Annotated in this window: 28 protein-coding genes; 16 read left to right on the top strand and 12 right to left on the bottom strand. The window is 70.5% G+C overall.

Features of this window, described 5'->3' with window-relative positions; translation table 11 throughout:
• Nucleotides 1-34: 34 nt before the first annotated feature.
• From NOW55_RS16595 to NOW55_RS16580, 4 genes are read left to right on the top strand one after another with little or no spacing between them, the layout of a single operon-like run.
• A complete protein-coding gene (locus NOW55_RS16595; RefSeq protein WP_256401223.1) occupies nucleotides 35-373 on the top strand; it encodes a DUF7855 family protein in 339 nt (112 codons plus the stop codon).
• On the top strand, nucleotides 370-1,242 hold the full coding sequence (locus NOW55_RS16590) for a DUF7856 family protein (protein WP_256401222.1): 873 nt from the start codon (nucleotides 370-372) through the stop codon (nucleotides 1,240-1,242). The genes NOW55_RS16595 and NOW55_RS16590 overlap by 4 nt, the downstream gene beginning before the upstream one ends.
• A gap of 25 nt (nucleotides 1,243-1,267) precedes the next feature.
• The gene (locus tag NOW55_RS16585; RefSeq protein WP_256401221.1) at nucleotides 1,268-1,675 is read left to right on the top strand and encodes a DUF7857 domain-containing protein; all 408 of its coding nucleotides are present in this window, start codon (nucleotides 1,268-1,270) and stop codon (nucleotides 1,673-1,675) included.
• Complete coding sequence (locus NOW55_RS16580) at nucleotides 1,672-2,361, top strand: nucleotide-binding protein (RefSeq protein ID WP_256401220.1); 690 nt, start codon at nucleotides 1,672-1,674, stop codon at nucleotides 2,359-2,361. The genes NOW55_RS16585 and NOW55_RS16580 overlap by 4 nt, the downstream gene beginning before the upstream one ends.
• On the opposite strand, the gene NOW55_RS16575 is transcribed toward NOW55_RS16580, so the two are convergent.
• Nucleotides 2,315-3,196, bottom strand: coding sequence for a transcription initiation factor IIB (locus tag NOW55_RS16575; RefSeq protein WP_256401219.1), 882 nt, complete (start codon nucleotides 3,194-3,196; stop codon nucleotides 2,315-2,317). The genes NOW55_RS16580 and NOW55_RS16575 overlap by 47 nt on opposite strands.
• Nucleotides 3,197-3,366: 170 nt before the next feature.
• Here NOW55_RS16575 and NOW55_RS16570 point away from each other — a divergent pair, with 170 nt between their 5' ends.
• The gene (locus NOW55_RS16570) at nucleotides 3,367-3,882 is read left to right on the top strand and encodes a DUF7858 family protein (RefSeq protein WP_256401218.1); all 516 of its coding nucleotides are present in this window, start codon (nucleotides 3,367-3,369) and stop codon (nucleotides 3,880-3,882) included.
• Nucleotides 3,883-3,888: 6 nt separating this feature from the next.
• Here the strand turns inward: NOW55_RS16570 and NOW55_RS16565 are convergent, their stop codons facing one another.
• Genes NOW55_RS16565 through NOW55_RS16555 form a run of 3 tightly spaced genes read right to left on the bottom strand, consistent with a single transcriptional unit; the run spans nucleotide 3,889 to nucleotide 6,024 of the window.
• Nucleotides 3,889-4,737 carry a DUF7847 domain-containing protein gene (locus NOW55_RS16565; protein ID WP_256401217.1) on the bottom strand — a complete coding sequence of 283 codons (849 nt, stop codon included), beginning with the start codon at nucleotides 4,735-4,737 and terminating at the stop codon, nucleotides 3,889-3,891.
• Nucleotides 4,738-4,779: 42 nt separating this feature from the next.
• Complete coding sequence (locus NOW55_RS16560; protein WP_256401216.1) at nucleotides 4,780-5,550, bottom strand: MinD/ParA family ATP-binding protein; 771 nt, start codon at nucleotides 5,548-5,550, stop codon at nucleotides 4,780-4,782.
• A gap of 48 nt (nucleotides 5,551-5,598) precedes the next feature.
• The gene (locus NOW55_RS16555; RefSeq protein WP_256401215.1) at nucleotides 5,599-6,024 is read right to left on the bottom strand and encodes an HIT family protein; all 426 of its coding nucleotides are present in this window, start codon (nucleotides 6,022-6,024) and stop codon (nucleotides 5,599-5,601) included.
• Nucleotides 6,025-6,421: 397 nt separating this feature from the next.
• Between NOW55_RS16555 and hisI the strand changes: the two genes are divergently transcribed.
• From hisI to NOW55_RS16540, 3 genes are all read left to right on the top strand, one after another.
• Nucleotides 6,422-6,793: a phosphoribosyl-AMP cyclohydrolase gene (gene hisI / locus NOW55_RS16550; protein WP_256401214.1), complete on the top strand. Its 372-nt coding sequence runs from the start codon at nucleotides 6,422-6,424 to the stop codon at nucleotides 6,791-6,793.
• Nucleotides 6,786-7,889 (top strand): DUF7118 family protein, encoded by a 1,104-nt coding sequence (locus NOW55_RS16545; protein WP_256401213.1) that lies wholly within the window; start codon nucleotides 6,786-6,788, stop codon nucleotides 7,887-7,889. Before hisI ends, NOW55_RS16545 begins: the two co-directional genes overlap by 8 nt.
• Nucleotides 7,890-7,978: 89 nt before the next feature.
• Complete coding sequence (locus tag NOW55_RS16540; protein WP_256401212.1) at nucleotides 7,979-8,647, top strand: hypothetical protein; 669 nt, start codon at nucleotides 7,979-7,981, stop codon at nucleotides 8,645-8,647.
• 46 nt (nucleotides 8,648-8,693) lie between these two features.
• Here NOW55_RS16540 and glmM read toward each other — a convergent pair whose 3' ends face one another.
• Nucleotides 8,694-10,058, bottom strand: coding sequence for a phosphoglucosamine mutase (gene glmM / locus NOW55_RS16535; RefSeq protein WP_256401211.1), 1,365 nt, complete (start codon nucleotides 10,056-10,058; stop codon nucleotides 8,694-8,696).
• Nucleotides 10,059-10,178: 120 nt separating this feature from the next.
• Here glmM and NOW55_RS16530 point away from each other — a divergent pair, with 120 nt between their 5' ends.
• The 4 genes from NOW55_RS16530 (at nucleotide 10,179) to NOW55_RS16515 (ending at nucleotide 12,944) form a co-directional block, all read left to right on the top strand.
• Entirely contained in the window at nucleotides 10,179-10,424 is a 246-nt protein-coding gene (locus tag NOW55_RS16530; RefSeq protein ID WP_256401210.1) for a DUF8593 domain-containing protein, read from the top strand.
• Nucleotides 10,425-10,493: 69 nt separating this feature from the next.
• The gene (locus tag NOW55_RS16525) at nucleotides 10,494-11,396 is read left to right on the top strand and encodes an HVO_0234 family beta-propeller protein (protein WP_256401209.1); all 903 of its coding nucleotides are present in this window, start codon (nucleotides 10,494-10,496) and stop codon (nucleotides 11,394-11,396) included.
• Nucleotides 11,397-11,483: 87 nt separating this feature from the next.
• Complete coding sequence (locus NOW55_RS16520; protein ID WP_256401208.1) at nucleotides 11,484-12,338, top strand: ribose-phosphate diphosphokinase; 855 nt, start codon at nucleotides 11,484-11,486, stop codon at nucleotides 12,336-12,338.
• Between the two features lie 69 nt (nucleotides 12,339-12,407).
• Nucleotides 12,408-12,944 (top strand): heme NO-binding domain-containing protein, encoded by a 537-nt coding sequence (locus NOW55_RS16515; RefSeq protein ID WP_256401207.1) that lies wholly within the window; start codon nucleotides 12,408-12,410, stop codon nucleotides 12,942-12,944.
• A 24-nt stretch (nucleotides 12,945-12,968) separates the two neighbouring features.
• Here the strand turns inward: NOW55_RS16515 and NOW55_RS16510 are convergent, their stop codons facing one another.
• The 4 genes from NOW55_RS16510 to NOW55_RS16495 form a co-directional block, all read right to left on the bottom strand.
• Nucleotides 12,969-15,083 (bottom strand): CARDB domain-containing protein, encoded by a 2,115-nt coding sequence (locus tag NOW55_RS16510; protein WP_256401206.1) that lies wholly within the window; start codon nucleotides 15,081-15,083, stop codon nucleotides 12,969-12,971.
• Between the two features lie 45 nt (nucleotides 15,084-15,128).
• Complete coding sequence (gene ileS, locus NOW55_RS16505; RefSeq protein WP_256401205.1) at nucleotides 15,129-18,320, bottom strand: isoleucine--tRNA ligase; 3,192 nt, start codon at nucleotides 18,318-18,320, stop codon at nucleotides 15,129-15,131.
• Nucleotides 18,321-18,408: 88 nt separating this feature from the next.
• A complete protein-coding gene (locus tag NOW55_RS16500; protein ID WP_256401204.1) occupies nucleotides 18,409-18,555 on the bottom strand; it encodes a hypothetical protein in 147 nt (48 codons plus the stop codon).
• Nucleotides 18,556-18,646: 91 nt separating this feature from the next.
• Complete coding sequence (locus NOW55_RS16495; RefSeq protein WP_256401203.1) at nucleotides 18,647-18,895, bottom strand: DUF8151 family protein; 249 nt, start codon at nucleotides 18,893-18,895, stop codon at nucleotides 18,647-18,649.
• Nucleotides 18,896-18,975: 80 nt separating this feature from the next.
• Between NOW55_RS16495 and NOW55_RS16490 the strand changes: the two genes are divergently transcribed.
• From NOW55_RS16490 to NOW55_RS16480, 3 genes are all read left to right on the top strand, one after another.
• Nucleotides 18,976-19,203, top strand: coding sequence for a DUF7860 family protein (locus tag NOW55_RS16490; RefSeq protein WP_256401202.1), 228 nt, complete (start codon nucleotides 18,976-18,978; stop codon nucleotides 19,201-19,203).
• A 222-nt stretch (nucleotides 19,204-19,425) separates the two neighbouring features.
• On the top strand, nucleotides 19,426-19,647 hold the full coding sequence (locus tag NOW55_RS16485) for a hypothetical protein (RefSeq protein ID WP_256401201.1): 222 nt from the start codon (nucleotides 19,426-19,428) through the stop codon (nucleotides 19,645-19,647).
• Between the two features lie 67 nt (nucleotides 19,648-19,714).
• Nucleotides 19,715-20,269 (top strand): NADPH-dependent FMN reductase, encoded by a 555-nt coding sequence (locus NOW55_RS16480; RefSeq protein WP_256401200.1) that lies wholly within the window; start codon nucleotides 19,715-19,717, stop codon nucleotides 20,267-20,269.
• Here NOW55_RS16480 and NOW55_RS16475 read toward each other — a convergent pair whose 3' ends face one another.
• Nucleotides 20,270-20,515 carry a GIY-YIG nuclease family protein gene (locus NOW55_RS16475; protein ID WP_256401199.1) on the bottom strand — a complete coding sequence of 82 codons (246 nt, stop codon included), beginning with the start codon at nucleotides 20,513-20,515 and terminating at the stop codon, nucleotides 20,270-20,272.
• A gap of 60 nt (nucleotides 20,516-20,575) precedes the next feature.
• Nucleotides 20,576-20,725 (bottom strand): DUF7563 family protein, encoded by a 150-nt coding sequence (locus tag NOW55_RS16470; RefSeq protein ID WP_256295867.1) that lies wholly within the window; start codon nucleotides 20,723-20,725, stop codon nucleotides 20,576-20,578.
• 412 nt (nucleotides 20,726-21,137) lie between these two features.
• Here NOW55_RS16470 and NOW55_RS16465 point away from each other — a divergent pair, with 412 nt between their 5' ends.
• Entirely contained in the window at nucleotides 21,138-21,305 is a 168-nt protein-coding gene (locus NOW55_RS16465; protein WP_256401198.1) for a DUF1931 family protein, read from the top strand.
• A 134-nt stretch (nucleotides 21,306-21,439) separates the two neighbouring features.
• Here NOW55_RS16465 and rpiA read toward each other — a convergent pair whose 3' ends face one another.
• On the bottom strand, nucleotides 21,440-22,141 hold the full coding sequence (gene rpiA / locus NOW55_RS16460; protein ID WP_256401197.1) for a ribose-5-phosphate isomerase RpiA: 702 nt from the start codon (nucleotides 22,139-22,141) through the stop codon (nucleotides 21,440-21,442).
• Nucleotides 22,142-22,261: the final 120 nt, after the last annotated feature.

Here is a 22,261-nt window from a genome sequence, read left to right as displayed (position 1 = left end):
TGACTTTTTTACACAGCGTTTCGCACGAAACCACGTGTTCCTCGTCATCACGTACTCGACGGCGGCGCGGGAGACGCTCCGGAACGTCTGTCGGGCGCACGAGGACGCGGTCGTGCGGCGGTTCGGGCGGGCGGCGCTGTTCGACCGGACCGAGTTCGGCGCGTTCTGTGCGCTGCGGCTCCGGGCGAAACACGGCGGCGACGTGCAGGTCGAGCGGACCGAACCGCTGAACGAGTTTGAGCCGACCTACGAGCGCGTCCGTGCGGCGGCCGAGGCGTACGCGGAGCGGGACTCGCCGTACACGCCGTACGAGCGGTTCGCGACCGGAACCGACCATCCATCACCGGGCGAGATGCGGGCACGGGAGCTGTGAAGGTCGTCTACGGCGCGTGGTCGGCGACGGGCACAGCGGTCGACCTCCGGAATCGTGGACTCACCGTCGAGACGGTGCTGCACGCGGTCCGGTGCGACGGTGCCGTCGGAACCGGCGGCAGCACGCAGGGTGGCGGGCCGACGCTCCGAATCGACTGCCCGGACCCGGGGCCGGTCCACGAGGCGGTCGGCGTCGTCGAGGCGGACGGGTCGGTCAACACTCGCCGGGCGCTGGCCGCCGTGGCTTGCCAGCGGGGGCTGGAACCGCCGCAGGCGGACCGTATCGAGACGCTGGAGCGGGAGCTGGCGGCGGTCGACGCGGATGAGGGTGCTGCGCCCGCCCGACGGCAGGCACGCAAGCGCGTCTCCGAAGCGGGTGCCAGGGAGGCGGAACTCACGGAGCGCGTCGCGTCGCTACGGGGCGCGCTGCGCGAGCGACGGCGACTCGACGAGCCGACCGGGGAGCTGGAACGGGAGCTGCGCGAGGTGGCACGCGAGCTGACGGACGTGGAGACCGACCGCATCGCGGCGGAGGAGGCGCTGGCGGCGGCCCGCCGTGCGGCCAGGGATGGCCGGGACGCGCGGGAGCGACGGCTCGCCATCGAGGACGACCTGGCGAACGCCCGCCGGGCGGCGCGCGCGTGGCTCGCCGCGCGGGTCGACGACGAGTTCGCGGACGCGCTGGCGGTGGTTCCGGGCGAGGCGTCGCCCGGCGAGACGCCGGGAGCGTACGACGGGGACGACGTGACGGCCGCGCTGGCGGTCGCCCGCGTGGCGACGCTCGACGCGCCGGTCGTGCTGTCGTGCGACCGGTTCGCGTCGGCTGGAGCCGCTGCGACGGCGCTCGATTCGCCCGTTCTCACGGTTTAAGCGCGAACACGCGGCCAGAGTGGGCATGGTCGAACTCGACGTGGAGACGGAACGACGCGACTGCGTGACGTTCGTCGCGGCGACGGTCCACAACGACGGGCACACCGCACGGCGAATCACGCTCAGAACCGACTGCCGCCCGGTGTGGCCGCCGCGGCGACAGGGCGTGCCGGCGGCGGGCTGGGACGAGGAGGGGGTCACGCTGACCGTTCCCGCGGGCCGGACCCGTGGTATCGGCTTTGCGACGCCTGCTGCACCCGACGGGACGGCACTGACGGTCGCGGAGTCGGTGGCAGTTGACGGGGACAGCGAGACACAGGTCGACCCGACCCCCGAGCACGTCGTCCGTGCGCTCGGCGATCCGACGCCACCGGCGGACGCGGTGCCCGTTGCGGGGGCGACCGAGGCGACGACAGCGGAGGAGAAACGATGAGGGTCGCGGTCACGGGCGGGAAGGGCGGCGTCGGCAAGTCGACGGTCGCGTACAACCTCGGCGCGGTGACCGACGCGGTCGTCGTCGACGGCGACCTCGGGATGGCCGACCTCCCCGGTGGCACGGGCCCGGACCTCCACGACGTGCTCGCGGGGAGAGCCGACCCGGTCGAGGCGGTGCGGGAGGGCGGTCCCGTCGACCTCCTGCCGTGCGGGCGCTCGCTCGCCGGGGCCCGGGCGGCCGACGTGCGGGGGCTCGTCGACGCGGTCCGGGCGGTCGAGCGCGCCTACGGCGACGTGGTCGTGGACTGTCCCGCCGGACTGGCCGCCGACGCGGGGATGCCGCTGCTCGCCGCCGACCGGACGGTGCTGGTCGCGCTGCCGGACGCGTTCGCGCTACCCGACGCGCTGCGGACGCGAGCACTGGCTCGCGAACTCGACGCCGGGCTGGCGCAGGTCGTGCTGAACCGGACGGGGACGAACCCGCCGCGGGCGGCGGTCGAGCGCGCACTCGGCGCGCCGGTGACGACGGTGCCGGAGTCCGACGGGCTCGCCCGGGCCACGGCGGCGGGCCAGCCGGTGACGGCGACGATGCCCGATTCGGCCGCTGCCGAGTCGTTCCACGCGCTCGCGGCCGCCATCACGCCGCCCCGTCGCGGAGCGCGTAGAACCCGGACCGGACGGTGACCGAGGACACGTCGGCCACGTCGGCGGCCTCGGCCTGGGTGACGTCGTGGTCGTGCTCCCGCGCGGCGAGGTAGAGACACGCCGCGGCGAAGCCACCCGGGTTGCGGCCCGCCGCGGTGCCGTCCTCGACTGCCTCACCGGCCAGCTCGCGGGCGCGGGACTCGACCACCGTCGGGAGGTCGAGTTCGGTCGCGTACCGGGCGAGGTACTCACGGGGGTCGATGGGACCGGTCGGCAGCCCGAGCTCGCGGTTGAGCGCGTCGTAGGCGGCCTTCAGCTCGGCGGCGGTCGCACGGGCGGGCTCGACCACCTCGTCGATGGTGCGCGAGATGCCCTGCACGCGGCAGACGGCGTACACCGTCGCGGCGGCGAACCCTTCGAGCGACCGGCCCTGGAGCAGGTCCTCGTTCTGTGCGGACTCGAACAGCGCACACGCCTGCTCGCGGACGTGCGCCGGGAGCGACAGCGCGCCGACGACGCGGCGGACCTCGGTGAAGGCGTACACCTTGTTGCGCTCGCGCTTCGAGCCGGTGCGGGCGCGGTTGTGCTGGCGGCGCATCCGGGCGACGGCGCGGCGCTTCCGTCCCGTGAGTCGTGTCGTCTCCCCGCGGCCGTAGCCGATCTCGGTCGAGAGCCCGCGGTCGTGCCGGGAGCGCGTGAGCGGCGCGCCGGTGCGTTTCTTCGACGACTCGCCCTCGGTCGTGGAGCGCCACTCGGGGCCGCGGTCGATGCGGTCGGAGCCGACGACCAGGCCGCACTCGTCACAGACCGTCTCGTCGCGCTCGCGCTGGAGGTGACCGCTGCATTCGGGACAGCTCGTCTGAGCCTTGCTCATACCTGAAGGTTCGCCCCGACGGGTTATTTAAACGGGTGTGGTCGGTGGATGGAACCGGGCGGAACGGCGACTCGAACCCACCGGTGACCGGTAGGTTCGGCTGCGGGATGTCGCGCCTCGTCGGCGGTCGACCCGCACCCTTTTATTCAGGCGCGCACGAAGCGATAGCTATGGGTCTGGCGGACATCGCCGAGGGACTGTGTGTGACGACGGAGCAGCGCGACCGCGGCGTCGCCGTCGCCGACGGGACCGCGGGCGACCTCTCCGAGCGACTGGCCGACTACGCCGACGACCTGCCGTGTTCGGTCGAGACGGCGGCGGCCGTCGTCGACGCCTACGTCGGTGGGAGTGCGGTCGACGCGGCCGGCCACGAGGCCGGTGTCGTGCCGACGACGGCCGCGAAGGTGCTCCACCTCCTCGGGCTCGAAGGCGTCTCGCCCGTGTCGCCGCAGGGCCGCGAGTTGGTGCGTGACTGGCTCGCCGGCGAGCTCTCCCGGACCGACGCGCGGGCGCTCAGCGGCGCGAGCGAGCGCGAGTTCGCGCTGGCGGCGTTCGTCGAGAGCCACGAGCCGCTGTCGGGTGCGGAGGACGTGGTCGCGGACGCGTTCTCGCGGTCGGACGACGCGTCGGTCGCGAAACGGGACGCGCTCGCAGAGACGATGAGCGGTGCGGACGACTTCCTCTGAGACGGTTCAGACGCCGGCAAGTGTCTCGACGCCCTCGTCGTCGAACTCCCGGTACATGACCGCCTGCGAGCTGTAGTTGAGTGCGGTGAACAGCCCGCCGACGACGGAGTAGCCGAACAGGAACTCGGGGCTCGGGATGGTCGCCGAGACGGTCGAGGAGCCGACCGCGGTGTACCGGAGCACCATCGCGGACTGGGAGACCAGCTCGCGGTTCTCCGCGGAGAACGAGAGCACGCCGCCGCTCTCGATGGTTCCGGGGAACGGGATGCCGAAGGCGTAGGCGATGAGGAGCGCGGCGAGCGCCGAGAGCACGCCGGTGACGAGCTGGACGCCCAACACGGTCACGACGTTGCCGCCGGCGCGCTCCCAGCTCTGGCGCACCGCGTCGGTGGCGGTCTCGCCGTCGATGAACGCGGCGGGGAGCGCGAGGTGGAGGCGGAGCGCCACGTACAGCACGGGGAGGACGATGCCGACGATGCCGACGAGGACGGCGAGCACCAGCAACGGCGGGAAGACGAAGCCGACGAGCGCGACGGTGCCGACGATCATGAAGCCGGCGAGGACGATCGAGACGGCGATGATGGCGACGACGATGGTCGCGCCGATGGCCGAGAGGGTGCGCCGGAGGTAGCTTCGGTCCGTCGCGGGCGCTCCGACGAGCGCTTGATGCGTCAGTACGACTGCCAGGCCACCGACGACCGGGGAGGCGACGTTCGAGACGTAGGGGACGAACCCCAGCCCCACCACCGCGACGCCGGCGAGGAGGATGCGGGGGTCGGCCGAGAGGGCGTCGGCCGCACGCGAGAGCACGCCGACGGTCCCAACGTCGGACGGACGGGCGGGTTCTACTGCCATACGAGAAGGGATATGTAACTTACCGTAAAATTTTTTCGTCTCTCAGAAGCGTGCGGAGAGGCGCGTCCGCAGTCCCTCCTTCGGGAACTCCACGTCGAGCTGGGTGTCGAAGACGGCCTCGGCCGTGGTCGCGAGGCTGCGGGCGAACGGCCCCGTCGCGCCGTCGACACAGACCGGCGCGCCCGCGACCTCGCGGACGTCGCTCTCCGGGACCGCAACGTCTGCCGACTCGACGGGCGTCGAGTCCCGCGTCGCCGGTTCGTCGGCGCGGTTCGCGACGACGCGGTGTGGCTCGACGCCGATGTCGGCCAGGCGGTCGCGTACCCGCGCAAGCGTGTCCGCCCCGCGCTTCGAGGACGGCACGACGCAGGCGACGTTGTCGGTCGCGTTGACCGCCGCGATGGAGGGGTTGTCCGCCACCGGCGGCGTATCCACGAGCACGTGGTCGTACGCCACCGTCGCGTCGCGGAGCTCCTGACCGAAGCGCTCCGCCGACGCGCCGGACTTCGCGCGGGCGATGCGCTCGAACGGTGCGTAGGTCGGGCAGACGCTCACGTCGCCCGGCGTGTCCACGCGCAGGTCGACCATCGCCTGCTCCGGCGTCACGTCCTCGTCGGTGAGCAGTCGCGTCAGATCCGCGTCGATGCGCCCGTGGACGTACTGACTCAGTCCCTGCGTGGCGAACGCGGCGTCGAACACCGCCACGTCACGCCCGTCGCGCGCCAGCGTCGTCGCCAGCTCGACCGTCAGTCGCGTCGCACCCGCGCCGCCGGCGACGCCCACCACGGCCGCCGACCGGTCCTGTTCGAACATACAAATTCCTCGGTCGGTTCGGGTTAAAAAATGTCCGGATCGACCCGGTCAGTCGAGTGCGGCCCCGATGTCGTCCGCGATGTCGTCGAGCTCGTCGTCGCTCACGTCCGTCGGTCCGTCGAACAGTGCGTGGATGGGACCGTAGCCGTCGCCCTCGTAGCGCGGCACGACGTGGTAGTGGACGTGGGGAACCTCCTGGCCGGCCGCCTCGCCGTTGTTGCACGCCACCGTCGTCGCGTCGGCGTCCATCGCCGCCTCGACCGCCGGGGCGACCTCGTGGACCGCCGCCGCCAGCGCCGCGCTCCCCTCGTCCGGCAGTTCGCCCAGCGTCTCGTGGTGCGATTTCGGGATGACCAGCGTGTGCCCCGGCGCGAGCGGGTTCACGTCCAGGAACGCGAACGCGTGCTCGTCCTCGTAGACGGTGCGGCTCGGGATGTCGCCAGCGACGATCTGACAGAAGATGCAGTCCTCCATACGTGTGGGGTCTGCTGGATTCCTCAAGAAGGTTTCCCGCGCGTCTCCGTCGTCGGGATGTTTGGGTCGGCCCACGACCCCTTCGTTTCGACTCGAACCCCCGCGACACAATCTGGTGCGTCTCTGGCCTGTAGCTGGTTGGAACCGGCTGGGACCGCGTCTGTCGGTGAACGCTCCGGAACCGCGAACAGCCAGGAAGCACCGGGGTTCTCGGCTCCGGCCCCTCCTCGCGCCACGCGGGCCGGTCGGGGGCCTTAGCACCCGCGAAGTTTACAATAATCGTAAACTATCGGCGTCGGGAGTTCCGGCGTGCACGACCCCCGAACCAGCCACGCCGACTCGCGAGTCACCCATCCACAGGAAAAGACCCATATCCGCGACGGCCGAGGCTTCGACAATGACAGACGCGCTGTCCGAACTCGACTTCGGCGACGACGGCCTGGTCCCGGTCGTCGCGCAGGACGTCGACTCCGATGAGGTGTTGATGCTCGCCTACGCGAACGACGAGGCGGTCGAGCGCACCGTCGAGACGGGGCGGGCGCACTACTACTCGCGGTCGCGCGACGAGCTGTGGGAGAAGGGCGCGACGAGCGGGCACACGCAGGCCGTCGACTCGGTGCGCCTGGACTGCGACGGCGACGCCCTCCTCTACCGGGTTACGCAGGAAGGCGGCGCGTGCCACACGGGGTACCGGTCGTGCTTCTACCGGACCGTCGAGGGGGAGACGGTCGGCGAGCGGGTGTTCGACCCCGACGACGTGTATGAGTGAGGCAGTCGAGCGCCTGCGACGGGCGCGCGAGGCTGTCGAGTCGGCGGTGGCGGCAGTGGAGCGCCACGGTCGGGACGAACTGGAGACGGTCGAATCGGCGTCCGATTCGGCGACGAAGCTGCTCGATCAGTACGAGGACACTGCGACGGGGACGGGCGACTTCCAGTCGTTCGTGAAGTTCCAGGACGAGTTCGCGACGACCGTCGAGGAGCTCCCGGACGACCTGCCGCGGCGGGACGCGTTCGAGGAGGCGCTCGACGCGGTGGACCAGCGTCGGCTCTCCGAGTCCGACTTCGCGGCGGCCCGGACGGTGCTCGGGCCGGCGACGGAGCTGGTCGACGTGCTGGAGCGCGAGCGCGAGGCCCGCGCGGAGCTGCGGGAGGCCGAGCGCGAGGCGAAGCGCCGGCTGCAGGCGCTCGACGACGCTATCGCGGAACACGAGCGCCTGCTCGAACTCGGCGACGCCGACCTCGATGCGCCGGTCGAGAAGCTCAGGGACCCCCTCGAGAGGTACGACGAGGCGATCGTCGCGGCGTTCACCGACTACCGGACCGACGTGAGCGCACGCGAACTGCTGGAGTTCGCGTCGAGCGCGGCGCACTACCCGCTCGTGGACGTGCAGGCACCGCCGGCCGACCTCGTCGAGTACGTCGAATCGCACGAGGCCGGCACCGAGACGGTGCCGCGGCTGCTCGAGCTCGCGGACTACTCGCGGTCGAAGCTGGACCACTACGTCGAGGACGCGACCGCGCTGAAGCGCGCGGTGGCGACCCGGCAGACGTACCTCGACCGGCTGGACGGCTCGGCGCTCCAGCTGGAGTGGCCGCCCGGCCCGGCGGCGGAGCTGCGCCGGCGCTGCGAGGAGCGCATCACGCTGGTCTCGCGGGTCGCCGGCGAGGACGTGGTCGCGACGCTGCGGACGGTGCGCGAGCTGACCTGGGACGACGAGTACGAGCGGCTGTGGACGGCTGCGGTCGCGCTGGACGAGCTCGACGCCGAGGGGCGCGAGCGGCTGGCTTCGGGCTCCGTCGCGGACGAGCTGGCGGAACTGCGGGCGGAGCGGGAGTCCCTGCGGGAGGCGCTCGGCGACCGGTAGCCCGGCGACACGACCTCGACGCTGGACCGTACATTTCTGGACCCTGATTGGTAACAATCGTTTCAAATCGGTTCCGCGTAGCTTCGACTATGCGACGCAGAACAGCACTCGAACTCGTCGGCGCGGCCGGCGCGCTCGGGCTCGGCGCGGGAACCGTCACGGGGAGTCGAGGGACGGACGAACGACGGCTCGTCATCGAGAACCGGACCGACGAGGTGTGTCGGACCGAGGTGCGGGTCGACGGCGACGTGAGCCTCGACGACGGCCGGAGCTACGCCGGACGGGACTCGGCCGTCGACGGACGCATCGTCAGCATCACGGACCCACACGGGAGCGACAAGTTCCGCATCGACGGGGAGATCCGACGCATCCGCTGGGACTGCGACGAGCCACCGCGCATCACGATCGACGGCGATCGTATCGACCCGCGGGACTACGACGAGGGCGACGACGATGACGATGACGATGACGATGACGACGACGACCACGACGACCAGCGGCCAAGCCGGCTGGTGATGACCTCGCGCGACGACGACGCTCGCTTCCGGGTGCGGTTCACGGGGCGGAGCATCGGACGGCGCGGCACGCGGACGGAGACGTACGGGCCGAACCGGACGATCAGTACGCGGGTCCTGAACAGGACGGAGTTCCGGTACGCGGGGCGGCTCGCGCTGCTGGAGCTTCAGGGGTCGGTCGACGTGGACATCCGGCAGCGCACCGGCGAGGAGGACGACTGGTGGGAGGACTGGTGGGACTGAGGACCGGTGGGATCGAGGACAGTGGCGGGGGAAGCGTGCGACCGACTCAGGCGGACTCCTTCGCGTCGAGGAGCGCCTCGTACATCCCGTCGGCGAGGTCGGCTGCGCGGGCGGCATCGTGCGCCTCGGCGTAGACCCGCACGAGCGGTTCCGTCCCCGACGGGCGGGCGAGCACCCACGCGTCGCCGTAGTCGAGCCGGAAGCCGTCCTTCGTGTCGAGCTCGGCGTCGGCGTTCTCGGCGCGCCCCTCGGCGGCGGCGAGCATCGCGGTGCGCTCTGCCTCGGTCTCGTACTCGACGTTCCGGCGGACGTTGTGGTAGCCGCCGTAGGGTGCGACGACCTCGCTGACGGGCGCGTCGGCGAGCAGCTCGAGGAAGCGCGCGGCGGTGTAGGCCCCGTCGCGGGCGATGTGATAGTCCGGGAAGAAGATGCCCCCGTTGCCCTCGCCGGCGAGCGGGACGTCCTCCCCGTCGGCGAGTAGCTCGCGGACGCGGGTGATGATGTTCGTCGAACCGATGGGCGTCAGCTCGAGCCGTGCGCCGGTCTCCTCGGCCACGTCGACGAACCGCTGGGAGACGTTCACGGCGGAGACGGTCACGTCGCCGGGACCGAGTTCGGCGGCGGCGAGCGCGGCGAGCGTGGCGTCGCCCTCGACGTACTCGCCGGTCTCGTCGTAGAAGATGGCGCGGTCGGCGTCGCCGTCGTGGGCGATACCCACGTCGGCGTCGGTCGCGCGGACGAGGTCGCCGAGGTCGCCGAGGTTCTCCGGGACGGGCTCGGGGTCGCGGCCCGGGAAGTGGCCGTCGGGCTGTGCGTTGACCGTGACGACACGACAGCCGAGCCGACGGAAGAACTCCGGCGAGGTGAGCGCACCCGCGCCGTGGCCGGGGTCGAGCGCGACCGTCAGGTCGGCGTCGGCGATGGTCTCGCGGTCCACCACGTCGAGCACGCGGTCGACGTAGCGGTCGGCGGCGTCCTCGACACGGGTGCTGCGGCCGACCTCGTCCCACGTCGCCGGCTCGAACGTCTCGCCGAGGAAGATGTCCTCGACGCGTTCGAGGTCGGGGACGGCGAGTTCGACGCCGTCGTCGCCGACGAGCTTGACGCCGTTGTACTCCGCCGGGTTGTGGCTGGCCGTGATCATCATCGCCGGCACGCCCTCGTGCTCGGCGTAGGCCTGTGCGCCCGGCGTCGGCACGCGGCCGAGCCGGTCCACGTCGACCCCGACGCTGGTGAGTCCCGCGGCCGCCGCGTCGGCGAGCATCTCGCCGGTCACCCGTGTGTCCCGCGCGATGGCGACCCGGTCGGCACCCCACGCCGTTCCGGCCGCCTTGGCCACGCGGAGGACGAACGTCGGCGTCAGCGCCTCGTTGGCGACGCCGCGTGTCCCGCTGGAACCGAATACCTTCATTCAGGTGGGTCTGAGTGTGGCGGCGTCAAATGGATTCCGAAGCTGTGTCGGGCGTCCGACTACCGGTCCCGTGCTCGGACCGCACCTTTATTCCGCATCGAGACCCATCGTTCAGATGGAATGACAGTGCTCTCTAAGGCAGACGAGGGGAAGTATCTCATGGACATCGAGGGCGAACAGATCGGCATCGTGACCGAGGTCGACGCCGAGAGACAGATCGCCTACGTCGAGCCCGAGGCGGGCATCTCCGAGGCACTGATCCAGAGCTTCGGCTATGGCGACGCCGACGAGGACGACATCGAGGTCCACGCCGATTCGGTCGAGACCGTCACCGACACCGAACTGCGCGTCGCGACCGACCTCTGAGGGTCGGGACACGTCGCCGCCCGCGCGCCGACCGCATCGTTTTCGACCCCGGCCCACCGACGTCCAGGTATGAGCGCCGAGAAGGACATCAGCCTCGACGAGAAGCGGGTCTACGACGGCGACGAGCGCAAGGCGACGCTGTACGTGGCCTCGGGCGTCGGCTGCGTCGCGGTCGACGTGGTCGACGAGCGCGTCGGTGGCTTCGAGCTCGCGGTACGCGGGACGGCGCGGGACGTGGCAGCCGGCGGTGGCGTCGTCGCCGTGGCGACCGATGCGGACGTGCTGGTCGGCCGGGTCGGGACCGATACGGAGGAGACGCACGTCGGCGGGTTCGAGGAGACCGGCCACGGCGAGGCGGTCGCCGTCTCGGTCGTCGGGGCGGGCGCGGACGGCCCCGCTGTCCTCGCGGCGGGACCCGACGGCGACCTCTCGCGGCTGGTTCTCGTCGGCCAAACCGACGCCGGAGACGCGGACTGGGCCGACTGTGGCTCCATCGACGCCGACATCCGGGCGCTCTCCGGCGACCTCTGCGCTGCGGCGGACGGTGTGTACCGGGTCGGCACCGGGCTCACCCACGTCGGCCTCGACGACGCCCGCGACGTGAGTGCGGCGGGCACCCCGCGGGCGGCGACCGCGGCCGGACTCTACCGGCTCGGCAACGGCTGGCTGGACGAACTGGCGGGCGAGGCGACCGTGGTGGCCAGCGACGGCGGCGACACCGGCACCGAGGACGCCGACGCGCCCGAGCGCGCCCACGCCGTCGTCCGCGACGCGTTCGTCGCGCTCGCGGCCGGCGAGTGGGTCGCCTACCCAGAGCAGCCCGACGGGACGGTCGTCGGGGTCGCCTACGACCGGACGACGTACCTCGTCACCGCCGAGGGCCGGGTGCTCGCGGCGGCCGACGACGGCTGGCGGGGACAGTCCCTCGGCGTGCCCGACGTGGCCGGGGTCGTCGCCGTCGGGCCGAACTGAGCTCCCGGCGAGGACCGTACCGGAACCGGAACGCGACCCACTCGGCATAACGAAAGTGGAATTAGGCAGGCCGGCGAGCACTCCCACATGATACTCCCAGGCTCGGCCTCCCAGTCGCTGGCGGCCGAACTCGCGGCCGAACTCGGCGAGCCCATCGCGCCCGTCGAGTACGAGCGCTTCCCCGACGGGGAGCTGCTCGTCCGCATCGGCGACGTGTCGCCCGGGCGTGCGGTCGTGGTCGCCTCGACGGCCACGAGCGACGCGTTCGTCGAACTGCTCCAGCTGCAGGACGCCGCACGCGAGGCCGGCGCGAGCGAGGTCGTTACCGTCCTCCCGTACATGGGCTACGCGCGGCAGGACGAGGCGTTCAACCCGGGCGAACCGGTGTCCTCGCGGGCCGTCGCCCGGGCCATCTCGACCGGTGCGGACCGGGTGCTGACGGTCAACCCGCACGAGGAGCGGGTCTGCGAGTTCTTCGACCCGCCCGCGGTCGCGCTCGACGCCGCGCCACGGCTCGCCGAACCGCTCCCCGACGACCTGGCCGAACCGCTGTTCCTCGCGCCCGACGAGGGGGCCTGCGACCTCGCCGCGTCGGTCCGAGACGCCTACGGTTGCGGCGAGACGGACTACTTCGAGAAGGTCCGGCGCTCCGGCACCGAGGTCGAGGTGAGCCCGAGCGACGCCGCCGTCGCGGGTCGGGACGTGGTCGTCGTCGACGACATCGTCGCCACCGGGTCGACGATGAGCGAGTCCATCGGCGTGCTGAACGAGCGCGACGCGGCCCGCGTGTACGTCACCACGGTCCACCCGCTGCTCGCCCGGAACGCGCCGACGAAGCTCGCCCGGGCCGGTGTCGAGGCCGTCTACGGCACGGACACGCTCGAACGCCCGGTCAGCGCGGTCTCCGTGGCACCGATTGTCGCGGCCGAACTATCGGAATAAAAACACGGATTCTTTATACCTCGTCTCGCTCGTAGGGTACGTAGCCCCGCAGGGGGCGGTGGTGTGGCCATGCACGGGATACTACACAAATCACTCAAGGGGTACGTCGGGGAGCACGTGCCGGGGACGGCCTGGGACGAGGTACTGGAGGCGGCAGGTATCGAGCCGAAGCTCTACCTCCCGGTGTCGCGCTATCCGGACGAGGAGTTCACCGGCGCGATCACGGTCGTCGCCGAACAGACCGGCACTGCGGAGGCCGTCGTCCAGCGCAACGTGGGGGCCTACCTCGCGCCGGAGCTGCTCAACACGTTCAAGGCACACGTCAAGCGCGGCTGGGGTACGAAGGAGGTCGTCGCCAACCTCGAAGGCATCTACCGCCAGATCGAGACGGGCGACGAGGAGGCCGCGCTCCCGACCATCTCGACCGACCGCATCAGCGAGGACACGTACGTCGTCCAGTACCAGTCCGACCGTCGGCTCTGTCACCTCGCGAAGGGCATCATCGAGGGCATCGCCGACGACTTCGACGACGAGGTCGCCATCTCCGAGGGCGCGTGCATGCACGACGGCGACGGCCACTGCGAGCTGACCGTCGAGTTCGCGTAACGCGGCCGAAACTGACCTTTCCGCTTACTGCCGCCGCTGTAGTCCGAGTCCCGCGAGCAGACCGACCAGCGCCGCCACTGTACCGGCGACACCGAAGCCGGGCATCGGCAGGGAGCCGCCGGGTCCACCGTCGCCGTCCCCGCCGCTGGTGTCGCCGCTCCCATCGCGCGCATCGGCCGTCGTCTCCGGTTCGACGGCGGTGACGGTCACCTGTTCGCCGCCGACGGCGACGACGTGCTCGCCGGCCTCGCTGACGGTCACCGTCCCGGTGTAGGTCAGCCGGCTCGCGGGCGGGAGCCGGACGGTGTCGGTGCGGCTCTCCTCCCCGTCGAGCGACAGCGACACGGCTCCCGCGGCCGGCCAGGCCGCCTCGTTGTCGACGGTCGCCCGGACGGTGAACGCCTCGCCGACGGTGACCGTGTCGGGCGCTTCGATGCTCGTCACCCGCGGCGTCGCCGGCTCGCGCACGGTCACGGTCAGCTCGCGGTTGGCGACCCGCACGTCGTAGGTGCCGGCCTCGTCGAACGTTCGCTCGAACGCGAGCGTCTCCGTCTCGCCGGGGTCGAGCTCACCCGACTCGGTCGCCTCGACCGTGCCGTCGACGACGAGCGCCGCCTCGTAGCTACCGACACCACCGCCCACGTTCTCGACTGTAGCCTCGATGGCCAGCGTCTCTCCGACGGCCAGCGTCGGCGACATGCTGACCGTCGTGTTCCGGTACGGCCCCGCGACCGCCGGCGAGCCGTCGGCGAGCATGTACGCGAACGAGGCCGGAACCGGCCCGAACAGCTCCGAATGGGTCTCGCGCGACCAGGTGCCCGGCGCGCCGGAGCCGGTCGTGTACCGGTCGGCGTACGAGCGCGTGTCCGACCCTGCCGCCGCCTCGACCGCGTCCAGGATGTCGGCGTTGTCGACGGTGTCCTCCTGGCCGTTCAGCCGACGGAAGACGCGCTGGAACGTCGCCCCACCGTCGGTCGTGCCCCGGAGTCGCCGGTCGATAGCACCCGTGACGAGCGACCCCTTGAGGTAGTTCGCGCTGTTGCTCCAGGTCGCCGGCTCGGCGAGCACCGCCGTCGACTGCGGGTCCTCCGTGCCCCGTTGGAGTTTATCGCGGAACGCGTCGAAGCCGACGTGGCCCTGCTCGTACGCCAGCAGCGCGGCGTAGTAGTCCGCCGTCGCCTCGGTCAGCCAGCGCCCCGACCGGTTCGTCCGGAACTCCTGTCTCGTGTGGACGTACTCGTGGAGCCAGACGTTGTTCGCGCGGTCGAGCCGCGCGTCAGCGACGACCCACGCGTCCGTGTCGCCGTACTGGAGCCCCGCCGAGGACCAGTCCACGGCCCGCGGTGCGGCGATGACCAGCGCCGTCTCGTCGCGCTGCCCGACCCGGAGCCGCTCGCTCGCGTTCGCGAGGCTGGCGAGCACGGCCTCGGGCGACTCGCGCATCTCCGCCGCGTCGGGTACGGCGAGCGTGATCTCCTGGTCCTGCACCGTCTCGCTGTACGTCGTCATCGGGCCGAGGTAGGCCATGTAGCCGCCGGTCGTCCCCTCGCCGGCGACCGTGACCGTCTTCTCCAGGTCCACGTCGTCCGCGTCTCTCCAGCGCCACGAGCTGCCGAGCCCCGGAACGCGCGTGATCGCCCAGTCGCCGGTGTCGGCGAAGGCGTACTCGGCCGCCTGCGTGTCGGTGCTCGTGGCACCCAGCCTCTCGGCGAGTGCGGCGCGGCCGCCGGTGTCGCTCGTCTCGTTCGCGTCGTAGGTGAACGTCACCGAGCCGCCCGAGCCGTCACCCGTCCAGGCGTACTCCCGGTCGCTGTCGCGCTCGAAGTGCTCGGTCGACTGCACGTCGGCGTTCGACTGCAGCTGGAGGGTGAACTCGGTCACCTCGTCGGGGACATCGACGTCGACCACGGCGCGGACCTCGCCCGGCTGGCCGGGCGTCAGGTGCAACGTGAGCGTGCGGGTTATCGTCGGGTTCGCCTGCGCCGCCGCGGCCGTCGGTCCGGTCGTCGTCACCGGGTCCGTCGCCGACCCCGAGGCCCGCACCGCGCTTGCGTCGGCGGGCTGCGCCGCCGGCGTCGCGGCGGGGACGGCGACGAGCGAGACGAGCAGTATCGAGAGAAGCGCGACCCGGCGATCCATCTGTGTCGACTGACGGTCGGCGAAAAGATGTGTCTTGTGCCCGGCTCAGTCGTCGGCGGTCGCCTCGGCGACGGGTTCGACGGCGAGGGTCATCGTGACGCCCTCGACCTCCCACTCCTTGCGGTGGCCGTCCTCGACGCCTCCGAACTGGGCGCGGGTCTCCTCGGTGATGAGGTCCTCGTGACGGCGCACGAGGTCGGCGACGCGCTCGTCCTCGACGTCCACCTCGAGGCGGATCTCGGCGTCGATGTCGAGTTCGAGGTCCTTGCGCATCTCCTGGACGCGGCGGACGACCTCGCGGGCGTAGCCCTCGCTCTCGATCTCCTCGGTGAGCGTCGCGTCGACGTAGACGACGCCGCGCTCGTCGCCGGAGACGTCGAACCGGCTACCGGTGACGCCCTCCGGCGTCTCGCTGACGAACTCGACCATCTCGGCGGTGAGGTCGGGCTCGCCGACGGCCTCCCGGAGCGCGTCGAGGTCGGGCGCGTCGATGCGGGCGTCGTTGAGCGCGTTCATGACCTCGGGCGCGCGGTCGCCGAAGGCCGGGCCGAGCTCGCCCATGTCCGCGCGGGCGGCGTAGGCGAGCTCGCCCCAGTCGGTGTCGGGCGAGACGAGTTCGATCTCGCGCGAGTTCAGCCGGTCGGCGAGCAGTGCGCGGTGGCGCTCGACGGCCTCGTACGCCCGCTCGTCGTCGGGGACGACGACGACGCGCTGGACGGGCCAGCGGAGCTTCCGGTCGGCCTGCTGGCGGGCGTTCGAGCCGGCCTCCTCGACCGCGCGGAGCAGCTCCACGTCTGTCTCCAGCTGCTCGTCGGCCCAGAACTCGTCGGGCTCGGGCCAGTCGCACATGTGGACGGTGTCGTGGCCGTCGTCGCCGGTCAGCGCGTTGTAGATGCGGTCGCTGACGAACGGCGCGTACGGCGCGAGCAGCTTCACGACGTCGTTGACGACGGCGTAGAAGGTGGCGTACGCGGCCGCCTTCGACGCGCTCTCTTCCTCCTCCCACATCCGCTCGCGGACGACCTGGATGTAGAACCGCGACACGTCCTCGACGACGAACGAGAGCAGCGCGTCCAGCGCGCGGTCGGGCCGGCGCTCGTCGAGCCACTGCTCGCTCATCTCCGCCTTGACGGACTGGAGCCGGGCGAGCACCCACTCGTCGACGAGCTCCGTCTCGGCGTCGGTGACGTCGACCGTGTCGGGGTCGAACCCGTCCATGCGCATGTACGGGAGCGGGAACCGGAACACGTTCCAGAGGATGTTCAGGTCCCGGGTCATGTTCTCCAGCTCGTCCCACGAGAAGCGCATGTCCTCCTCCTGCGGGTTGCGCGAGAGGAGGAACAGGCGCATCGGGTCGACGCCGTACTCGTCGATGACCTCCTTCGGGTCGACGAGGATGCCCTTGGACTTGGACATCGTGCGGCCGTCGGGCATGAGCGCCCAGCCGTGCATCAGCACCTCCTCGTAGGGGATCTCGCCGAGGGCGGCGCTCCCCATGCCGAGCTGGGACCAGAACCAGCCGCGGGTCTGGTCGTGGGCCTCCATGATGAGGTCGGCGGGCCAGAGCTCCTCGAAGTCCTCCGTCTCGCTCGGGTAGTCGAGCGTGCCCCACGAGGCGACCGAGGAGTCGAGCCACACGTCGAACACGTCGGGGACGCGGGTCGCCTCGGCACCGCAGCCGCCGCAGTCCATCGTGAGGTCGTCGACGGTCGGCTTGTGCAGGTCGACGGCGTCCGGGTCGAGGTCCTGGTGGGCGCGGTCGGCGAGCTCCTCGCGTGTCCCGACGACGTTCAGGTGGTCGCACCCGTCGTCGTCGCACGTCCAGATGGGGATGGGGATGCCCCAGTAGCGCTGCCGGGAGACGTTCCAGTCAGGCGAGCCCTCCACGAAGTCGCGGAACCGGTTGTCCCGGGCGTCGGGCGGGTGCCACTCGCTGTCCTCGATGTTGGCGAGCAGTTCGTCCTTGATGTCCGAGACGGTGATGAACCACTGGTCGGTGACGAGCCGGACGATGTCGGTGTCACAGCGCCAGCACTTCCCCTCGCCCTCGACCAGATAGTCCGGGTCGTGGGCGAGCAGGAGGCCCTTCTCGTCGAGGTCCGCGATGACGTTCTCGTTGGCGTCGCGGACGAACTGGCCGGCGTAGTTCCCGCCCAGTTCGGTGTAGCGGCCGTCGCTCCCGACGGGGCAGAAGATCTCCAGGCCCAGCTCGCTGCCGCGCTCGAAGTCCTCCTCACCGTGGCCGGGCGCGGAGTGGACCATCCCCGACTTGTCGCCGGCGTCGGCGTACTCCGCGGTGTACACCTGGCCTGCGCCCTCGCCCGTCGGGTGGTCGGGGACCTCCTCGGGTAGCGGGTACTCGTACTCCATGCCGACGAGGTCGTCGCTGGTCAGCTCCTCGACGACCTCGTAGTCGTCGTAGCGACCGGCCTTGAGGACGGTCTCGACCTGGCTCGCGGAGACGTACAGCACGTCGGTCTCGCCGTCGCGCTCGGCGCGGACCTTCGCGTACTCGGCACCGTCCTCGACGGCGACGAACGTGTTCGCGGGGATGGTCCACGGGGTCGTCGTCCAGATGACCAGCGAGCCCTCCTCACCGACCAGTGGGAACTGCACGTAGATGGCGGGCTTGTGCACGTCGTGCCGTTCGACCTCGTTGTTCGCGATGGCGGTCTCGCAGCGCGGGCACTGGTTGATGGAGCGCTGGCCCTGCTCGACGAGGCCGCGGTCGTGGGCCTGGTCGAAGCCCCACCAGGCGGCCTCCATGTACTCGGGAGTGACCGTCCGGTACGGGTTCTCCCAGTCCATCCAGACGCCGAAGGACTGGAAGTCCTCCTGGAGGCCCTGGAGCTGCTCGTTCGCGAACTCCTTGCACGCCTCGATGAAGGCGTCCTCGCCGTACTCCTCGATGTCCTTCTTGTTCTCGAAGCCCAGCTGCTCCTCGACGCGTGTCTCGATGGGCAGCCCGTGCATGTCGTAGCCCGGGCGGTCGGTCACGTCGTAGCCCTGCATCCGGTAGAAGCGGATGAACGCGTCCTTCAGGGACTTGTTCCACGTCGTCCCCATGTGCGCCGCACCGGAGGTGTACGGCGGGCCGTCCACGAAGAAGAACCGTTCACCGTCGGCTCGGTGCTCCTTCGTCTGCTCGTAGGCGTCGACGTCGTCCCAGTACGAGAACATCCCGTCCTCGACCGCGTCCGGGTCGTACTGGTCCGACACCTCCCCGAATCGTTCCATGTCGGAGGTGTCTCGCTCCGACATTAAAGGACAATCGGTCCTGCAGACGGCGGCGAGACACCGGACAGCGGCGCCGAGGCCGCCGCCGTCAGCCGTCCTCGGTGAGTCGGTACGACCGGCCGCCGTCGATGACGACCATCTCGCGTTCGGGCTCCCGGAAGATGCTCTCCGGATACTCGTGTGTGCGGTTCCCCTGGTCGGTGGAGAAGATGCTCTCCTGGCCCCCTTCCCGCATACGCGACGCTTTGCGATACGTTGACATTAGTCTGGTGGCCACCGTCCCGCGGTTTCCTTTCGATGTCAGGGTCGCGACGACACCGATGCGGTCACTCGGCGACGACGCGGCGCACGCGCAGCAGCACCTGCTCGTAGCCGACGAGGTAGATCGCCCCGTAGAGGATGGCCGCGCCCATGAACGCGTACCAGACGGTCATCACGGAGAGGCCCTCCGCGAGGAAGGTGTGCCAGCTCTCCAGCTCGGCACCGAGACCGAGGACGGCCAGCAGGCTCGCGACGACCGAGTAGCCTGCGATTGGAAGCAGTTCCGGCAGCAGTTCCAGCAGTGTCCACGACATGGCTGTTCGAAGCCTCCTGACGCTCATCTATCTTTCGGGGTCACGAAAGAGCTTTGAGGAATCATCGACGACTCGGCTCCATGCACAGGCGCAACTCGATGGACTACGCCCGTCTGACGAAACTCGGCTTCCTGCTCGGCCTCGCACTGTTCGTCGCCGGTGCCGGCGGCGAGTTCGTCGGCCACGCCATCTGGGGGACCCTGCCCGCGTGGGAGGAGACCCTGCTGACGGACTCAGTGGGGCTCGGTATCATCGTCGCCTTCGTCTCCGTGTTCGGATTCGGTATCGCGATGCCGCTGCTGGAGTGACCCACCTCCCCGACGTCGACGACCTGCTCGTCGTCGACCCCGGCCGCGAACTCGACCGACTCGTCCGGTGAGCTGGTCCGGCGAGGGCAGGTCGCCGAACGGAACTGATTCAGCCGGCGGTACAGCCGTTGAACGGCCTGCTCACGGCTCGAAACCCCGAACTCCACTTTCACTTCCACCGCGCTACGCTCACCGCTTTCACCCTGCCGTTCGTGGTTGCTGATGGCGTCGGCACACTCCCGTCCCCGGCTCCCGACGCACGCCGCACTGCGTCGCAAAACGACGACAGCGGCGGAGGTGACGACACTCAGCACACAGCTCCGCGTGGCACTCGCGACCGGTGGCGTCACCCTGCTCGCGCAGGGGATGGCGTCCGGCTGGCTCCTGCTGGCCGTCGCGGTGCTCGCGCCCAGAGGCGACCGACGTGAGGAACAGTCCGAGTGAGAACGGTCGTATCGACCCGCGACGACAACTGACGCGCTTTTGTACGTCGACTCCCGAGTTCGGGACAATGACGAGTTCGCCGACGGTGCTCGCCGTCTCCGGCAGTCTCCGCGACACGAGCTACACGCACAGCGCGCTGGTGCACGTCCTGCGAGCGGCCGAGGGGGAGGGTGCGGACACCGAGATGCTGGACCTCCGCACCGCCGACGTGCCGATGCTCGACCCGGACGCGGACGACCAGGGCGTCGAGCGCTACACGCGACGGGTGCGGGCGGCCGACGCGGTCGTGCTCGGGACGCCGGTGTACCACGGGTCGTACTCGGGCGTGCTGAAGAACTTCCACGACTACTGCGGCTTCGACGACTACGAGGACACGCCGGTCGCGCTGGTGGCGACGGCGGGCGGCGGCTCCTACGGCAGCACGCTGGAGCACCTGCGGAGCACGGTTCGCGGGGTCCACGGCCACGTCATCCCGGGGCAGGTCGGCATCCGGAGCGCGTCCTCGAAGTTCGCGCCGGAGCCGGACGAGCCGGACGGCCGGGCGGTGACCGACGCCGACATCGCGGACCGGCTGGAGACGCTCGGCGAGGATATCGTCGCGGCGGCACGGCGCTTCGAGTAGTCAGTCGTCGACGAGCCGCTGTTTCCGGGGCCGCGAGAGCTGTTTGATCTCGTACTCGCGGGCCATCGCGGTGCCCCGGTCGTCGTAGGACTCGACGTGGACCAGTTCGACCGGCGTGCGACCGCGGGTGTACTTCGCGCCCTCGCCGGCGTCGTGTTCTGCGACGCGGCGTTCCACGTCGGTGGTGTAGCCGGTGTACAGCGTGTCGTCGGCACAGCGGAGGACGTAGACGTGGTGGTCACTCACGGCTGGTCGGTTCGGTGTGGGAGTACTGAAAGGCTTCGCGTGCCGGGCGACCGTGTCCTTTCAGGGCTGCTGTGCGCGTCGCTTCGCCTCTTCGGCGATTCCCGCGTTCGCCGAACAGTTGACGCACGCGAGTATCTCTCCGTGTTCGTCGGCGAACACGCGGGCGAACTGTTCCGAAACGTGGGAACCGCAGTTGTCACACGATGGCATGGTGGGGTTCCGTCGGACGGGCGTCCGGTGTCCGTCGCTACGGTTCGGACCACCAAATACCTGTTCCAGATTCTCACCCAAATTCGTACAAAGACAAATGAAATTGCTGAATAGTAAGCTCCGGTTTGCACTCACCACTGGTTGTTGTGGTGAACAGAATAAAACTTGTTTCAGATGGAAGCCCCGGGCGGGATTCGCCCGACACCGAAGCGGGCCATTCGGTGACTGTATCTGGTGAGAAAAACGCAAGCAAGCGTCGGTTTCGTACTGGTGTCCAGTGGTTTCGACGACGGTCACATCCGGCAACCGACGTGTCCGTCTCGGCGGGTGTCACGGCTACACGCCCGTCTCAGGGCCTATGGCCGGACTATTTGGCAAGTATTATAAAGGGTGCGCGGGAATCACCGCTCGTATGGCAGACCTCATCGTCAAGGCAGCCGTCAAGGAAGCGCTTCAGGACAAGAACGTCGCATCGGACTTCTACGACGCACTCGACGAGGAAGTCGAGGAGCTCCTCGAGGACGCCGCCCGACGCGCGGAGTCCAACGACCGGAAGACGGTCCAGCCGCGCGACCTGTAAGCGCGTCTCCTTCACTTCTAATCGTTTCTGCACCCGGTAGCGACGCCCGTGTCGCCCGGGTGGGAATCCACCGTCCCGAGCGACAGCCGTGCCACTCGGGCCGATGTCCACGGTGCCCAGCGACGGCGTCGTCCTCAGCGACCTAGCACGTCGACGTCGTCCGCGTGGCCGATGTGGACCTCGTCGGCGAGTCCGACGAACAGTCCCTGCTCGAGGACGCCCGGGAGCGCGGAGAGCCCGGTCGCGAGCGTCGCCGGGTCGTCGATGGGGCCGAAGTCGCAGTCGAGCACGAGGTTCCCGTTCTCGGTGACGACGGGGCCGTCCTTGCGCCTCGCCGTCCGGAGGGACGGCTCGCCGCCGAGTTCGCGCACCGCCTCGGCGACGGTCGGCCGGGCGTCGGGCAGCACCTCCACCGGCACGGGGTAGTCGAGCGGGTCGACCAGCTTCGAGGGGTCGGCGACCACGACGAACCGGTCCGCCGCGGCGTCGACGACCTTCTCGCGAGCGTGGGCCGCGCCGCCGCCCTTGACGAGGTCGAAGCCGCCGTCGTCGCGCGCTGCCACCTGATCCGCGCCGTCGATGGCGAGGTCGACGCCGTCGACCGCGTCGAGGCTCGTCAGCGGGATCTCCGCGTCGAGCGCCAGCTGGCGGGACTGGAACGAGGTCGGGATGGCCTGCACGTCCAGGCCTGCGTCGACCGCCCGCCCCAGCGCGCGGATGGCGTGGGCCGTCGTCGAGCCGGTGCCGAGCCCCACGACCTCGCCGTCCTCGACGAGGTCCGCGGCGTGCTCGCCCGCGCGTCGCTTCGCCTCGGAACTGCCGCCCGTGTTCTTCATGTCCGTACGTGCGTCGGGCTGGTCCTAATGCGTTCCCGTGTGCGGTACCGCGGGGGCTCCGGCCGCGATGGCGACCGGGAACGTACCAGTCGAGAACCAGTTCCGCTGGAAGCCCGGGAC

Source organism: Haloarchaeobius litoreus, from assembly GCF_024495425.1.
Lineage (GTDB): Archaea > Halobacteriota > Halobacteria > Halobacteriales > Natrialbaceae > Haloarchaeobius > Haloarchaeobius litoreus.
Note: the sequence above shows the minus strand (reverse complement) of the source record. Positions and strands in the feature narration are given on the sequence as shown.